Raw genomic sequence first — 15,733 nt, 5'->3', positions numbered from 1 at the left:
GTTCAGGACACCCGGAAGGAGACGACGACGTGGTCGCGGGCGAAGCGCCGGATCGCGTCGTCGTCGCCGAGCGGGATCACCGTCTGCGGGGTCAGCGCCAGCGAGACCGCCGTGCGCGCGATCATCTCGGCCAGCGGCTCGGGATCGTAGGCGGGTAACTTGCCCTCGCGCTGTAGGCGTGTCACGAACTCGGTCAGGTAGTCGCGGCCGAGTTCGATGATCGGCGCGCCGCGGGTGGTGAGGTAGGGCAGCACCAGTTCGGGTTCGGTGGACAGCAGCCGGTGCACCAGTTTGTTGTCGCGCAGACCGTTGATGAACGCGGCGAACAGTTCGATGATCTGTTCCTCGGCGCCCGCGTCCAAATCGACCTGACGCTGGAGCACGCCGTCGACCTCATCGATGAACTCGCGGGTCTGACGCAGCGCGACGGCTTGGATCAGGTCGGACTTGCCCGCGAAACGGCGATAGAGGGTGGCGAGGGACAACCCGCACCGCCGCGCGACCTCGACCATACTGGTGCGCTTGATTCCGAAGTCGAGGAATGCCAGCAGCGCGGCGTCCAGGACATGGGCCTGTTGCTCGTCGTCGGCCTTCGCACCGCGTACCAGCGGCAGCAACTTGGTAAACCCGGTCATATGTTCCAACCCCGTCCACACTCGACTGTCGAAACGATGATGCGTTAAGCATCGCATAGTGTCACCACCGAGCGGGGTCCAGCCCGATTGACACCACCCCGACATGACGAGGTGTACCGCGCGCTGCCCAAGCAAGCCAGGCTGTTTCCGCTCAATGCCTTCCTGTGGGATAAGCGGGCGCGGTATCTGCTCGGCAAGCCACTGGTCCGATCAGTTCCTGCGCACCAGCGCGCGCAGGAAGAAGGTCAAATTGGCCGGCCGTTCGGCCAGTCGGCGCGTCAGATAGCCGTACCACTCGGTGCCGTACGGAATATAGACCCGCATCCCGTTTCCGGCCTCGGCGAGCCGCATCTGCTCGGCGGGCCGAATGCCGTAGAGCATCTGATACTCGAAACGGTAAGCGGCACGGCCTGTTTCGGCGGCCAGAGTCGCCGCGGCGAGCGTCACCACCGGATCGTGCGATGCCACCATCGGATATCCCTGCCCGTACATCAGTACCTCCAGGCAGCGCAGATAGGCGTCGGTCACCTCGGTCGCGTGCTGGAAGGCCACGCCCTGCGGTTCCCGATAGGCGCCCTTGCACAACCGAATTCGCGAGCCGGGCCCGGCGAACTCGGCGCAGTCGGCCTCGGTGCGATGTAGATATGCCTGGAGAACCGCACCGAGCCAGGGGAATTCGGCACGCAGTGCCCGCACCGTGGACAGCGTGGCGTCGGTGGTGGTGTGGTCCTCGGCGTCCACGGTGACCCACACCCCGGCCTCGGCCGCCTCGGCGCACAAGACGCGCAGATTCTCGGTGGCGACCGCCGGGCCGACCACGGGCAGCGCCTGCCCGAGCGCCGACAGCTTCACCGACACTTCGACCGGCGCGGCGGGCGTCGCCGAGAAGTCGGGTCGCGCTACGGCCGCGAGATCGTTGATCAGCGAGCGGTATTCGGCCACGGTCGCCTCGGCCCGTGACCGGTCGGTGGTGTTCTCACCGAGGAAGTCGACGCTGATCATGCGGCCGGTTCCCAGCAGTTCGCCCGCGACCGGCAGCAGACGCGACCGGTCCTCCCCCGCCACGAATCGCCGCACGATATCCGCGGTGACCGGCGTCCCGGTCACCACCCGCTTCATCCGCGGCGACCCGGCCGCCGCGAGAATCACCGGACGCAGCGGATTCACCACCGCGCGTCCGCCATCGCGTTCGATTCGCGCACCGCGCCTCCTCTGTCCTCGCTCGACTCAGACATCCATGTGCGGGTACCGGTGGTCGACCGGCGGGACGAAAGTCTCCTTGATCGTGCGCGGGGCCACCCAGCGCAGCAGGTTCAGCGGCGAACCAGCCTTGTCGTCGGTGCCCGATGCGCGCGCACCGCCGAAGGGCTGCTGACCGACCACCGCGCCGGTGGGCTTGTCGTTGATGTAGAAATTGCCCGCCGCGAAACGCAGTGCGGCGCCCGCCTGTTCGATGGCGCGGCGGTCCTCGGCGAAGATCGCACCGGTCAGCGCGTAAGGTGCCGCCGATTCGACCTCGGCCAGAATTGCCGCGTAGGCGCCGGGTTCGGCGTCGTCGTAGACGTGCACGGCCAGTATCGGGCCGAAATACTCGGTGCTGAAGGACTGATCGCGCGGATCGTCGACCAACAGCACCGTCGGGCGGACGAAATAACCCTCCGCGTCGTCGTAGGAGCCGCCCACCGGAATCGTGATCCCGGCATCGCGGGCCCGTTCGATCGCGGCCACATTCTTGTCGAAGGCTCGCCGGTCGATCAGCGCGCCGCCGAAATTGGTCAGATCCGCGACGTCACCGTATGCGAGATGCTCTGTGAAATCGAGGAATTCATCGCCCATGACCCGCCACACCGATCGCGCGATATAGGCGCGCGATGCCGCCGAACATTTCTGTCCCTGGTATTCGTACGCACCGCGCACCAGCGCCGTGCGCAGGGCGGCGGGATCGGCGGAGGGATGCGCGACGACGAAGTCCTTGCCGCCGGTCTCCCCCACCAACCTCGGATAGCCGTGGTAGCGGCCGATATTCGCGCCGACCTGCTGCCACAGGTACCGGAAGGTCGCCGTCGAACCGGTGAAATGAATGCCCGCCAGCCGAGGATCGGTGAGCGCGACCTCCGACACCGCGACCCCGTCGCCGGTCACCATATTGATCACCCCCGGCGGCAGTCCCGCCGCCTCCAGCAGCCGCATGGTGTAGAACGCGGCCAGGGTCTGGGTCGGCGCGGGCTTCCAGATCACGGTATTGCCCATGAGCGCGGGCGCGGTGGGCAGATTCCCCGCGATGGCGGTGAAGTTGAAGGGAGTGATCGCGTAGACGAAACCTTCCAACGGCCGGTAATCCATGCGGTTCCACACGCCGGGACTCGACCGCGGCTGCTGGGCGAGTATGTCGCGGGCGAAGGCGACATTGAACCGCCAGAAGTCGACCAGTTCGCAGGGCGCGTCGATCTCGGCCTGAATCGCCGTCTTGGACTGTCCGAGCATGGTCGCCGCCGCGACGGTCTCCCGCCACGGACCGGCCAGCAGATCGGCCGCGCGCAGAAAGATCGCGGCCCGCTCGGCGAATGGCAGGTTGCGCCAGCCCGGTGCGGCGGCCGTCGCCGCCTCGATCGCGCCGCGCGCTTCGGAATGGGTGGTATCGGTGTAGGTCCCCAGGATGTGGCGATGCCGATGCGGCGCGACGATACTGTGCCGCTCGCCGATGCCGGGCCGATGTTTCCCGCCGATCACCAGCGCGACGTCGACGGATTCGGCCCAGATGCGGTCGAGTTCGGTGTGCAGCACTTCACGCTCGCGGCTGCCGGGTGCGTAGGTGCGCACCGGCTCGTTCGCCGGGGTAGGGACAACCGTGACAGCGTCCATACCCCAGGCTAGCGCCCCGAAGCCTACTCGTCGCCCCAGGCGGAACAGCGTGTCAGCAACCCGGCCCGTATCAGCCGAGTCGCTCGGCGACGGCCGCGACGCGCTCGTCGGTCGCGGTCAGCGCGAGGCGCACGTGCTCGCTGGCGGTCGGACCGTAGAAATCGCCGGGAGCCGCGAGGATTCCGCGTTCGGCCAGCCAGTCCAGGGTGCCGCGGCAGTTCTCGCCCCGGGTCGCCCACAGGTACAGGCCCGCCTCGGAATGATCGATGCGGAATCCGGCCCCGAGCAGTGCCGCGCGCAGGATCTCCCGGCGCGCCCGGTACCGCTCGCGCTGGCGCGCCTCGTGGGCGTCGTCGCCGAGCGCGGCGGTCATGGCCGCCTGCACCGGCAGCGGCATGATCATGCCGGAGTGTTTGCGCACCTCCAGCAGTTCGGCGACGACAGTGGGATCACCCGCCACGAATCCGGCGCGGTAGCTGGCCAGATTGGAGGTCTTGGACAGCGAGTGCACCGCGAGCAGATTCGTGTGGTCACCGTCGCAGACCTCGGGATCGAGCAGCGACACCGCGCGGCCCTCCCAGGTCAGGCCCAGGTAGCACTCGTCGGAGGCGACGATCGCGCCCCGCTCGCGCGCGAAGGCGACGACCTTGCGCAGGTGATCGACGCCGAGCACCCTGCCGGTCGGATTGGACGGGGAATTCACGTAGATCAGCGCCGGATTGCGCGGACCGAGCCTGGTCAACCCGTCCGCGCGCAGCACCTCGGCGCCCGCGAGCAGCGCGCCGACCTCGTAGGTCGGATAGGCCACCTCCGGGATGACGACCAGATCCGCCGCGCCGAGTCCGAGCAGCCGCGGCAAACCCGCGATCAGTTCCTTGGTGCCGATCACGGGCAGTACGGCCGCAGGGTCGACCCCGGTGATGCCGTAGCGGCGCTCGAGCGCGCGCACGGCGGCGGCGCGCAATTCGGGCGTGCCGTGGGTGGCCGGATAGCCCGGCACCTCGGCCACCGAATCGAGCGCCGCCCGGATGAGGGGGTCGACCGGGTCGACCGGGGTGCCGACGGACAGGTCGACGATTCCGCCCGGATGCGCCGCCGCGACGGCCTTGGCCCCCGCGATCGTGTCCCAGGGGAAATCGGGCAGCAGACTGCTGACCCGCGCGCGTACCTTCACGCGCTCATTCACCCATCGGAGGGAGTTCTTTGATGAACGGCGGGTCGTAGTCCACCTTGCCGACCTTGGTCGCACCGCCCGGCGAACCGAGTTCGTCGAAGAAATCGACGTTGGCGTTCACGTAACCGCTCCACTGATCCGGCGTGTCGTCTTCGTAGAAGATCGCCTCCACCGGGCACACGGGCTCACATGCACCACAGTCAACGCACTCGTCGGGATGGATGTAGAGCATGCGGCCGCCCTCGTAGATGCAGTCCACGGGGCATTCCTCGATGCATGCCTTGTCCTTCACGTCAACGCACGGTTCAGCGATGATGTACGGCACTGCCGCTCTCCTAGTCTGTCCTCGCCTGCGGGAATGCTCCGCCTGCGAAACCCTATCCCGGCACCCCACGGTACTACCGGTCAGCCTGCCCTAACTTGTCCGGCTCCGCCCCCGGTAGACGCGGGTGCCACACCGATCCGCCGACTTCGACGCGACCACCCCGATCCTAGTGCCGCGCCGCCGAATCCGCCCTTCCACCGTGGCCACGCAAAGCCACGCGGCGCGGCGGACCGTGAGCTCATCCCGCGGCGATCGGAATGGGTCGCGCGGCCCGGTCCACGCGGCCGTAGACAGTGGTGCGCTCGCGCACCGGACGGCCGATGCCGTCGGCGATATCGCGCAGTTCGGCGACGGTCTTGGCGGAACCGTGCTGTGACCCGGCCATCCGGGAGATGGTCTCCTCCATGAGGGTGCCGCCGAGGTCGTTCGCGCCGCCGTCGAGCATGAGGCGGGTACCCGCGACACCGAGTTTGACCCAGCTGGTCTGGATATTGGGGATGCGCCCGTGCAGCATGATGCGGGCAAGCGCGTGCGCGGCGCGATTGTCGCGAATGGTGGGGCCCGGCCGGGCCGCTCCCGCGAGGTAGAGCGGCGCGCTCTGATGTACGAACGGCAGCAGCACGAATTCGGTGAAACCGCCGGTCTCGTCCTGGATTCCGCGCAGCACCCGCAGGTGGCCGACCCAGTGCATCGGGCTGTCCACGTGGCCGTACATCATGGTCGAACTCGACCGCAGCCCCACCTGGTGCGCGGTGGTGATGACCTCGATCCAAGCCGAGGTCGGCAGTTTGCCCTTGGTGAGCACCCACCGCACCTCGTCGTCGAGGATCTCGGCCGCGGTACCGGGAATTGTGTCGAGTCCGGCCTCCTTCAGCGCGACCAGCCAGTCCCTGATGCTCTGACCGCCGCGCGAGGCGCCGTTTACGACCTCCATGGGACTGAAGGCGTGCACGTGCATCGACGGCACGCGCCGCTTCACCGCGCGCACCAGATCGGCGTATCCGGTGACCGGCAGATCGGGATCGATACCGCCCTGCATGCAGACCTCGGTGGCGCCGTCGACGTGGGCCTCCCAAGCCCGGTCGGCCACCTCGTCGGTACTCAGCGTGAACGCGTCGGCATCGCCCTTGCGCTGGGCGAACGCGCAGAACCGGCATCCGGTGTAGCAGATATTGGTGAAGTTGATGTTCCGGTTCACCACGTAGGTGACCTCGTCGCCGGACACCTCACGCCGCAGCTGATCGGCCAGCGCCGCCACGGCCTCGAGATCCGTGCCGTCGGCGGTGGCCAGCGCCAGGTATTCGGCGTCGGACAGTCCGGCCGGATCGCGCTCGGCCGCGCGCAGGGCGGCCAGCACGTCCGCGTCGAGCCGCTCCGGCGCGGCGGTGACCAGATCGCGCGCCTGTTCGCGAATGGTGTCCCAGTCGCCGAAGGCGCCGACGATCTCCGCTCCCAACCCGGAATCACTTCGGCTTTCGGTACGACGACCGGTCACGTCGATGTCGGTGTCGAGATCGACGCGGCCCGTCGACTCCCAGGACTCGTCGGGCTCCTGCCAGGGCAGGCCCGTCGGCATCGCCTGTGGATCGGCCAAGCCGGTCGCCGCGTCGGTGAGCGCCGCGACGTGCGCGCCGATGCGCGGATCGATCCACGGATTGCCCGCGCGGACGTATCTCGGGTGCGCCGAGGTCCGTTCGACCAACCGGAATCCGGCCGCCTCGGTGATCTCGAGCAGAGTGTCCAGATTCGGCCACGGCCGTTCGGGATTCACGTGGTCGGGGGTCACCGGGGAGACCCCGCCCCAGTCGTCGATGCCCGCGTCGACGAGTGCGCGACATTCGGCTTCCGACACCAGATTCGGCGGCGCCTGCACCGGCACATCCGGTCCGAGCAGCAGCCTGGTGACCGCGATGGTGGCGCGGAACTCCTCGAACCCGGCATCGGGCGCGTCGCGCATGGGGGTATCGCCCTTGGCGCGGAAGTTCTGCACGATGACTTCCTGGATGTGCCCGAAAGCCTTGTGCAGCTTGCGAATCTCCATGATGGAATCGGCGCGCTCGGCGAGCGTCTCACCGATGCCGACCAGAATTCCGGTGGTGTAGGGCACCGACAGCCGCCCGGCGTCGGTGATGGCGCGCAGCCGCACCGCGGGGTCCTTGTCGGGACTGCCGTGGTGGCATTCGCCCTTCTCGGTGAACAGCCGAGTGGACGTGGTCTCGAGCATCATGCCCATCGACTGCGCCACCGGCTTGAGGCGGGAGATCTCCGCCCAGCTCATCACGCCCGGATTCAGATGCGGGAGCAGTCCGGTCTCCTCGAGCACGAGGATGGAGACGGCGCGCAGGTAGTCGAGGGTCGAGTCGTAACCGCGTTCGTCGAGCCACCGCGCCGCCTCCGGCCAGCGGTCCTCGGGCCGATCGCCCAGGGTGAACAGCGCTTCCTTACACCCGAGGGCCGCGCCCCGGCGAGCGATCTCGAGTACCTCGTCGGGTTCGAGGAACATGCCCTTGCCCTCGGCGCGCAGTTTTCCCGGCACGGTGACGAAGGTGCAGTAGTGGCATTTGTCGCGGCACAGCCGCGTCAGCGGGATGAAGACATTGCGCGAGTAACTGATGGTGCCCGGACGGCCCGCGGACCCCAGTCCGGCGTCGCGCACCCTGGCGGCACTGTGGCACAGATCGATGAGGTCGTCGCCGCGCGCGTGCAGCAGCACGACGGCCTCGTCCACATTGAGGGTCACACCGTCGCGCGCACGGCGCAGCGCCCGGCGCATGGCCGACGGCGTGGGCGGTGCCGGGGGAACACTCGGTGTCGCTAGCTCGGTCACGCCTTCGATCATGCGCTACCCATCCTTCGCTGTCTCACTCCAGTGCACCGCATCGGGCACACGCACGGCGACGGCGCCCGCGCGGCGCGGCCGTGAGCAGCACAACCTCACCGCGGCACGGCGTTATTCCGCGAATCCGTGCCACGATGGCAAGCATGTCGCCTCCGCGCACCATCCTGGCCGATCCGGCCTGGCGTCCGAGTCCCCGCGCGAAGCGTCTGTGGGGGCTGCGAGCCGGTCTTTTCTGGCTGATCCCGATCGTGGCCGTGCTGGTTTGGGCGTCCTTCGATGCCGATCGCCGCGGTTGGCAGGTCGTGGCGCTGTCCGCCGCGCTGGTCCTCGGGATCTTCAACGTGGTGGCGGTGCCGTTGTGGCGCTACGCGGTGCACCGCTGGGAGGTCACCGACGAGGCGGTCTACACGCGGGTGGGCTGGTTCAACCAGGAGAGCCGGGTTGCCCCGATCTCGCGGTTGCAGACCGTCGACACCGAACGCGGTCCGTTGGAGCGCCTGCTCGGCTTGTCGACTGTCACGGTGACCACCGCGTCCTCGGCGGGCGCGGTACGCATCGAGGCATTGGATCTGTCCGTGGCCGAGCAGACGGTGACACGATTGACCGAGATCGCCGCGCTGCACCGCGGAGACGCCACGTGAGCACGCAGGTCACCGAGGTCGAGCCGTGGCTGCGGCTGGACAAGCGAATGCTGTTGGTGCACCCGGTGACCGAGGTGGTCAAGTTCATCCCGGTGTTCGTCGGCACGCTCATCCTCGGCACCAGCAGCGGCAATCACGGCTGGAGTCTCGTCCCGCTCGCGCTGGTCGTGGGTTTCGCGCTGACCCGCTGGTTCACCACCACCTACCGGATCGGGCCCACCCACGTCGAACTGCGCACCGGCCTGCTCCGACGCCGGATGCTGTCGGTGCCGCGCTCCCGAATCCGTTCGGTTGACATCGAATCCGATCTGCTGCACCGCGCGCTCGGTCTCTCGGTGGTGGTGCTCGGTACGGGTCAGCAGGCCGATACCGGGGAGAAGTTCGAACTCGACTCCCTGGATCGCCGCCTGGTGCCCGCACTGCGCGCGACCCTGCTGACACACCTCACCGACGTCGTGAAATCCGAAGTCGAACAGTCGATTCCGTCCGCGCCACGGCACGCCGCCGGGCCGGGTGAGCGCGAGATCGGGCACTGGCGGGCGAGTTGGGTCCGCTACGCGCCGCTCTCGCTCACCGGATTCGCGGTCGTCGCCCCCATCGCGGGCGCGGCCTTCCAGTACGGCCTCGGCGAGGTCTTCTTCCGTTCCACCGCCGTGCACGCACTCGAGGACGGCACCGCGGCACTCGTCGCCGCGGCGGCGATCGGACTGTTCGCGGCGATCTTCGTGCTGGTCAGCGCGGCGGCATGCACCCGTTATCTCGCAACGTATTTCGGCCTGCGGGTACTCGACAGCGGTCGCACCCTGCAACTGCGCCACGGCCTATTCACCACCCGCCAGATCACCCTGGACCTGGCGCGCTTTCGCGGCGCGACCGTGAACGAGCCCCTGCTGCTGCGCATGGCGGGCGGCGCGGAACTCGAGGCGATCATGGTCGGGGAGAATTCGCGCCAGAAACTGCTTCCGCAAGCGCCCCGGTCCGCGGTGGAGCGCACCCTCGCCGAACTGCTCGCCTCCCGCGCGGCCCTCCCGGGCGCCGATTCCGCGCCGGATACCGCGGAAGTCACTTCCGCGCAGTCGAATACGGGAGCGGTGGTCAGTACGCAGGGCACGGTCGCGCTGATCCCCCACGGACCCGCCGCCCGCCGCCGCCGCCACACCCGCGCACTCGCCCTCCCCGGCGGCGCCGCCGCGGCACTGCTGCTGCTCGCCGTGCTCGGGTTCGCCTTCTCCCCGTGGTGGTGGCTGCTGCCCGCGCTGACGGCCGTCGCGGCACTCGCGCTCGCCGAAGATCGCTACCGCGGCCTCGGTCACGCCGTCCTTCCCGCCACCGCCGCCACCCGCGCCTGGCTCATCACCCGCTCCGGTTCCCTCGACCGCGACCGCGACTGCCTCGAGGGCCCCGGCATCATCGGCTGGACGGTCCGACAGTCCTTCTGGCAGCGCCGCTCGGGCGTGGCGACGGTGGTCGCCGCGACCGCCGCGGGCAAGAAGCGCTATCTCGTCGTCGACGTCCCACTGGAACAGGCATACGCCCTGATCGAAGCCGTGACCCCGGGTCGCATCGGCATCGACGGCGATCAGCCGACGCGGGGCGCCCGGTGACATGCCGCTCGTCCGCGTGCGGATCGAACGACCCGCCTCAGCTCGCGACCAGTGAGCGGGTGTAGGCGTAGAACAGCGGCGGCACGAGGCCGCACAGCAGCAGCGCCAGCGTGGGCCAATCGCTGAGGAGCATGATGTCGCCGCCCGGACCGCTGACCGAACTTGCCAGGAAGCCGAACAGCCACGCCGCCACCGGCAGCAAGGCGACGCCGGGCCGGTCGGTGAGCGTGCGCATGGCCGCGACCAGCAGCACGTTCAGCACCGCGGCGAGCAGGGCGGTGATCGGAAAGGCGACCGCGCCGTCGTGCAGACTCGCGGCGAGTCCGGCGGGGGCGGCCACCACTTCGGGCTCCGGCGCGGGCAGGGTGCCGCTGCCGAGGTAGATCGGCAGGTACAGCACCTCGAAGACGAGCGTGAACAGGCCGCTGAACACGATCAGCACCATGACCGCGACGGCGGCGGGGCCGCCCTTGGCGGTCGCCGTCACGGAACGGGCGGGTAGCCGAGCAGTGTGAGCAAATGACTCTGCATATCGACGAAGGCGTACAACGCCGACATATACAGCTCGTGCTGGGCGGGCCAATTCGGTTTCAAGCTGTCCACGAACGCCACGATCGCGTCCTGGAGGTCCCAGTTGTACATACCCGAAGTCTATTCGGCGGTGTTCCGGTGCGGTGGACGATGCCGCTACAGTCCGGCGAGCAGATCGTGCTCGCGCCCGTCCGTCCCCGACGGCCCGCGGCGACCGCGCACCAGCACGTAGTGCTCCTCCGGCAGCACCGGTTGCGCGACATTGTTCGACAGCGCGAACTCCCGACCGGACGCGGCCACCGTGACCTGAGTGGCGTGGGCCCGCAGCGCGGCCCGTTTGGCGGCGAGCACATCGGAGACCTCGATCGTGGTGGTCACCGAATGACTGGGCACACTGGCCAATTCGTTCGCGCCCGGTAGTCGCCAGCCCTTCGGCAACGCGCCGGGCAGGCCCGCTATCGTGCGCCGGGCCAGCGTCTCGGTGTGTATCCGCAGCATGTCGGCGTCGGTCACCGTCCAATAGAACTTCGGTGTGTCCCAACCCTGTTCGGCCGCCGCGGCCACGGCCTCGGTCGTGACCTCGTGCGCCCGAACGTGATCGGGATGGCCGTAGCCACCGCGCGGGTCGTAACCGATCACCACCCGCGGCCGGACCTCGAGCAGGGTCGCGGTGAGTGCCGCCACGGCCTGCTCGCCCGAATGGACGAACGCGCGCGGATTGCGCGCCGAGGGCGTACCGGCCATCCCCGAATCCCGCCAGCGGCCCGCGCCGCCGAGGAAACGCGGGGCGTCCACGTCCAGCGCCGCCAACGCCGCTGTCAACTCCAGGATTCGGTAGCCGCCGAGCTGATCGGCCTTGTCGGCGGTGAGCTGGGCCCACCGTTCCCCGATGACCTCGCCCTCCTCGCCAAGGGTGCAGGTCACCACCGTGACCGGGACGCCGCGGCGGCGATACAGCGCGATCGTGCCGCCGGTGGTGATGGACTCGTCGTCGGGATGGGCGTGCACCAAGAGGATTCCGCCGTTCACGCGCCCACCACCCAACGGACCGGGACGACTCGGGACCGTCCAACGATCAGTGCGCACGCCTCCACATCGGCACCATATCGCACCGCGCAGCCGGCCGATCGGCTACGGCAGCCGCTGCCACATGGCGGCGTCACCGAAGATGCTGACCTGGATGGCGCCGCTCAGCGAAGCGCCGTCCACCCGCGGACCGGCCGCGGCGACCACGTTGTCCTGCACGATCGGCAGCACCGTCGACAGTCCCCACAGCACCGGTTCGGCATCGCCGAGCACCCGTCCCACGTCGATACCGCGGATCGCGGCATCGATCGAGGGTTGCAGGCCCGGATCGCATATCCCGGACAGATTGCTCGGCGCGCGCCGCGCGATCTCCACCGCGGTCGACGTATCACCGTCGCCGGTTCCGGTTTCCGCGGGCGGACAGCCGAATCGCGAGGCCAGTACCGTCGCCGGATCGGCGCCCGCGACCTCCCAGCCGACGACGGCGTCCACCCCACCGCCGACCAATTCCGTCCCGTAGAGCTCGTCGCGCGCGAGATTGCGCACGCTCGCGTCGATTCCGGCGCTGCGCAACTGGTCGACCGCGGTATTGGCCACCGCCAGCGCCGTCGCGTCACCGGTCACCGCGCCGATCCTGATCACCAGCGCCTTGCCGTTCTTGGCGACCAGCCGCGGCTGTTGCGCGGGCGAGGTCGGCGAGGCCACCGGCGGCTGCTCGGCCGCGCGCCGATAGCCCGCCTCGGCGAGCAGTGCGAACGCCTCGTCCGCCGACGGGCGCGCGGGCATGGTCGGGGTGTAGCCCGGATCCGACGGCGCGAGGATCTGCGCGCGCACCGGATCCACCCAGCCGCCGGTCTGCGCGCCGACCGTGGCGAGCAGGGCCGGGTCGAGCAGGGCGAGCACACCGCGCCGGACCCGGACGTCGGCGAGATCGCCGTTGCGGCCGTTGAGGACGAATTGCAGTTCGCGGGCCTGCGGCATGATCGCCGTGCGCACCGAGGGAATCGCCGCGAGTTGCGCCTGGGTCGCGATGCCGCCGTGGGTCAGCGCCATCTGCGCGTCCGCCGTGCGCAGGGAATCCGCGAGCTGGGCCGGAGTTCCACCGCGGCGCAGCAGGATCTGATCCGGCGCGGCGGGCGTACCCCAGTACCGGTCGTTGCGCTCCAACTGGATCTCGTCGCGACCGCGGTCGACATTCTTGATCTGGAACTGACCGCCGGACACCCGGATCTGCGAACCCCAGCCCTCCTGGAATCCGCTGGGCGAATCCTTGATCAGGTGCGAGGGCAGCAGGTTCGCGAACAGTCCGCGCCAAGCCGGATACGGCGCGTTCATCCGTACCGTCACCAGTTTGCCGCCCTCGGCGGAACTCACATCGGTGATCATCCGGTAGCCCGCGGAATCGGACGTGCCCGGCTGGGTGATCATCTGCTGCCACAGGAAGCGGAAGTCCTCGGCGGCGATCGGCGCGCCGTCGGACCAGTTGGCCTGGTTGCGCAGCGTGTAGGTGATCGTGAACGGTTCCTGCGAGGTGACCTCCGCCGACACCACCAGCGCGGTATCGGCCACCCATTCGGTGGCGCCGGGCACCGCCGGATTGGGCACGGGCCGGAACGGACTCGGCAGCACCATGGAGCTGACCGCCGCGGTGGCAGGCGACTGATCGGCGCGCAGATGGGGATTGAAACCGATGCCGATATCGTCGATGGCGACCACCACGGTGTGCTTACCCGGTTTGGCCTGCGTCGTCTTCGGGCTGTCGGTGCTCTCGATGGGCGGCGGCGGATTGGCGGCGCAGCCCGCGAGCATCGCCGCCGCCACAGCCGCCGCCGTCACCATCGCCGGTCTCACGCGCCTCGTCGCGCGTCGTCTTGCCCCCGAACTCACGCTGGGCACTCTACCCAGCACGGCCCGAAGCGGGCCACGGGAGCAGAGGCGGCCGGTCCGGGCTTTCGTTCCGCGCGTTCGCACTACAACGCGGCCCGGTCCCGCGCCTTTCGCCGGGACAGCTCCCGGCCGCGCTCGGTGGCGCCGAGTATGACCTTGCGAACCCGCACGATCTCGGGGGTGACCTCGACGCATTCGTCGGCGGCGCAGAACTCCATCGCGCCCTCGAGATCGAGTTGCAGCGGCTTGGCGAGGGTCTCCATGACATCGGCGGTGGAGCTGCGCATATTGGTCAGCTTCTTCTCGCGCGTGACATTGATGTCGAGATCCTCGGCGCGCGGATTCACCCCGACCACGTGACCCTCGTAGGTGTCGGCGCCCGGTTCGACGAAGAACTGCCCCCGGTCGGCGAGCTGGATCATCGCGAACGGCGTCACCGAACCGGCGCGGTCGGAGACCAGCGATCCGGTGTGGCGGGCGCGGATCTCACCGGCCCACGGCGCGTAGCCGTGCGCGACGGCATTGGCGATACCCGTACCGCGGGTCTCGGTGAGGAAGTCGGTGCGGAAGCCGATGAGACCGCGCGAGGGAACGATGAATTCCATGCGCACCCACCCGGCGGCATGGTTGTTCATCTGGACCATCTTGCCCTTGCGCGCGGCCAGCAGCTGAGTGACCGCGCCGAGATACTCGTCGGGGCAGTCGATGGTCAGCTCCTCGAACGGCTCGTGCACCTTGCCGTCGACCTGGCGGGTGACCACCTGCGGTTTGCCCACGGTGAGTTCGAAGCCCTCGCGGCGCATCTGCTCGACCAGGATGGCCAGCGCCAGCTCGCCTCGGCCCTGCACCTCCCAGGCGTCGGGTCGACCGATGTCGAGCACGCGCAGCGACACGTTGCCGACCAGTTCCGCATCCAGGCGGGCCTTGACCATGCGCGCGGTCAGCTTGTGACCCTGCACCCGGCCGACCAGCGGCGAGGTGTTGGTTCCGATGGTGACCGAGATGGCGGGCTCGTCGACGGTGATGCGCGGCAACGCGACCGGATTGTCGATGTCGGCGAGGGTGTCCCCGATCATGATGTCCGCGATGCCCGCGATCGCGACGATGTCACCGGCCACCGCGACCTCGCCCGGACGCCGTTCCACGCCGACGGTCTGGAGCAGTTCGGTGATCTTGACCTGTTTCACGCCGTCGGCGTGCATCCAGGCGACGTTCTGCCCCTTGCGCAGTTCACCGTTGTGGATGCGCACCAGGGCGAGGCGGCCGAGGAAGGCCGAGGCGTCGAGGTTGGTGACGTGTGCCTGCAACGGCGCGGTCGGATCACCCTTGGGGGCGGGAATGTTCTCCATGAGCACGTCGAACAGCGCGTCCAGATTCTCGGCGTCGGGCGCGTTGCCGTTCTCCGGGCGCTGTTTGGACGCCTTGCCCTCACGGCCGGAGGCGTAGAGCACCGGTAGGTCCAGGGCGAGTTCGGCGGCCTCGGCGGCGGCGTCGTCCAGGTCGGAGGCCAAGTCGAGCAGTAGATCGTGGCTCTCCTCGACGACCTCCTCGATGCGGGCGTCGGGCCGGTCGGTCTTGTTGACGACCAGGATCACCGGCAGCGAGGCGGCCAGCGCCTTGCGCAGCACGAATCGGGTCTGCGGCAGCGGACCTTCGGAGGCGTCGACCAGCAGGACGACACCGTCGACCATGGAAAGGCCACGCTCGACCTCACCGCCGAAATCGGCGTGTCCGGGAGTGTCGATGACGTTGATCACAGTCACCGAGCCATCGGGGTGATGACGGTGGACCGCGGTGTTCTTGGCGAGAATCGTGATGCCCTTCTCGCGCTCGAGATCGCCGGAGTCCATCACCCGATCGACGAGTTCGGCCCGTTCGGCGAAGGCGCCGGACTGCCGGAGCATGGCGTCGACCAATGTCGTCTTACCGTGGTCGACGTGGGCCACGATGGCGACATTGCGGAAATCGCGTGCAGACGACACGCCTGAATCCTCCTGCTGTTGGGTATAGGTGCCGGCCGACCCCTGCAAACAGGCGGAGAAGCGAGACTCACCGGGCATCACGGCCGTTTACACCCTACCGTCCGCCCGCGCGCCACCACCGGCCAGGCGTCCGACCGAGGGTGGGCCGACCCGAAAGTCCGGTTTCGCGACATGCCGCGGAGTTCCCGGCCGAACGCCGGAGGAAACCCGCGCCGCGGGGTACAACG

At 69.0% G+C, this 15,733-nt stretch carries 13 protein-coding genes; 2 read left to right on the top strand and 11 right to left on the bottom strand.

Annotation, left to right across the window (positions count from 1 at the left end):
• Positions 1-2 precede the first annotated feature (2 nt).
• From APZ21_RS28355 to APZ21_RS28330, 6 genes are all read right to left on the bottom strand, one after another.
• On the bottom strand, positions 3-635 hold the full coding sequence (locus APZ21_RS28355) for a TetR/AcrR family transcriptional regulator (RefSeq protein ID WP_054816340.1): 633 nt from the start codon (positions 633-635) through the stop codon (positions 3-5).
• A 210-nt stretch (positions 636-845) separates the two neighbouring features.
• On the bottom strand, positions 846-1,754 hold the full coding sequence (locus APZ21_RS28350; RefSeq protein ID WP_082393531.1) for a proline dehydrogenase family protein: 909 nt from the start codon (positions 1,752-1,754) through the stop codon (positions 846-848).
• Between the two features lie 108 nt (positions 1,755-1,862).
• Positions 1,863-3,497, bottom strand: coding sequence for an L-glutamate gamma-semialdehyde dehydrogenase (gene pruA / locus APZ21_RS28345; RefSeq protein ID WP_054816338.1), 1,635 nt, complete (start codon positions 3,495-3,497; stop codon positions 1,863-1,865).
• Between the two features lie 70 nt (positions 3,498-3,567).
• Entirely contained in the window at positions 3,568-4,671 is a 1,104-nt protein-coding gene (dapC, locus tag APZ21_RS28340) for a succinyldiaminopimelate transaminase (RefSeq protein WP_054816337.1), read from the bottom strand.
• A gap of 4 nt (positions 4,672-4,675) precedes the next feature.
• The gene (gene fdxA, locus APZ21_RS28335) at positions 4,676-4,996 is read right to left on the bottom strand and encodes a ferredoxin (RefSeq protein WP_011211287.1); all 321 of its coding nucleotides are present in this window, start codon (positions 4,994-4,996) and stop codon (positions 4,676-4,678) included.
• Between the two features lie 238 nt (positions 4,997-5,234).
• Positions 5,235-7,835 (bottom strand): bifunctional FO biosynthesis protein CofGH, encoded by a 2,601-nt coding sequence (locus tag APZ21_RS28330; protein WP_054816336.1) that lies wholly within the window; start codon positions 7,833-7,835, stop codon positions 5,235-5,237.
• Between the two features lie 143 nt (positions 7,836-7,978).
• On the opposite strand from APZ21_RS28330, the gene APZ21_RS28325 reads away from it, so the two are divergent.
• A complete protein-coding gene (locus APZ21_RS28325; protein ID WP_054816335.1) occupies positions 7,979-8,476 on the top strand; it encodes a PH domain-containing protein in 498 nt (165 codons plus the stop codon).
• 47 nt (positions 8,477-8,523) lie between these two features.
• Positions 8,524-10,080 carry a PH domain-containing protein gene (locus APZ21_RS28320; RefSeq protein WP_082393530.1) on the top strand — a complete coding sequence of 519 codons (1,557 nt, stop codon included), beginning with the start codon at positions 8,524-8,526 and terminating at the stop codon, positions 10,078-10,080.
• Positions 10,081-10,117: 37 nt separating this feature from the next.
• On the opposite strand, the gene APZ21_RS28315 is transcribed toward APZ21_RS28320, so the two are convergent.
• The 5 genes from APZ21_RS28315 to typA form a co-directional block, all read right to left on the bottom strand.
• Positions 10,118-10,567 (bottom strand): hypothetical protein, encoded by a 450-nt coding sequence (locus APZ21_RS28315; RefSeq protein ID WP_054816333.1) that lies wholly within the window; start codon positions 10,565-10,567, stop codon positions 10,118-10,120.
• Positions 10,564-10,722, bottom strand: a complete 159-nt coding sequence (locus APZ21_RS35250; protein WP_169812088.1) for a hypothetical protein — start codon at positions 10,720-10,722, stop codon at positions 10,564-10,566. Before APZ21_RS35250 ends, APZ21_RS28315 begins: the two co-directional genes overlap by 4 nt.
• Before the next feature lie 45 nt (positions 10,723-10,767).
• Positions 10,768-11,640, bottom strand: a complete 873-nt coding sequence (gene mshB, locus APZ21_RS28310; protein WP_239476857.1) for an N-acetyl-1-D-myo-inositol-2-amino-2-deoxy-alpha-D-glucopyranoside deacetylase — start codon at positions 11,638-11,640, stop codon at positions 10,768-10,770.
• A gap of 102 nt (positions 11,641-11,742) precedes the next feature.
• Positions 11,743-13,476 (bottom strand): ABC transporter family substrate-binding protein, encoded by a 1,734-nt coding sequence (locus APZ21_RS28305; RefSeq protein ID WP_054816331.1) that lies wholly within the window; start codon positions 13,474-13,476, stop codon positions 11,743-11,745.
• Positions 13,477-13,607: 131 nt separating this feature from the next.
• Positions 13,608-15,506, bottom strand: coding sequence for a translational GTPase TypA (gene typA / locus APZ21_RS28300; protein ID WP_054816330.1), 1,899 nt, complete (start codon positions 15,504-15,506; stop codon positions 13,608-13,610).
• Positions 15,507-15,733: the final 227 nt, after the last annotated feature.

Origin of the sequence: Nocardia arizonensis (genome assembly GCF_001310275.1) — a bacterium.
In the GTDB taxonomy this organism is placed as follows: domain Bacteria; phylum Actinomycetota; class Actinomycetes; order Mycobacteriales; family Mycobacteriaceae; genus Nocardia; species Nocardia arizonensis.
This window is presented reverse-complemented; position numbering and strand designations above follow the sequence as displayed.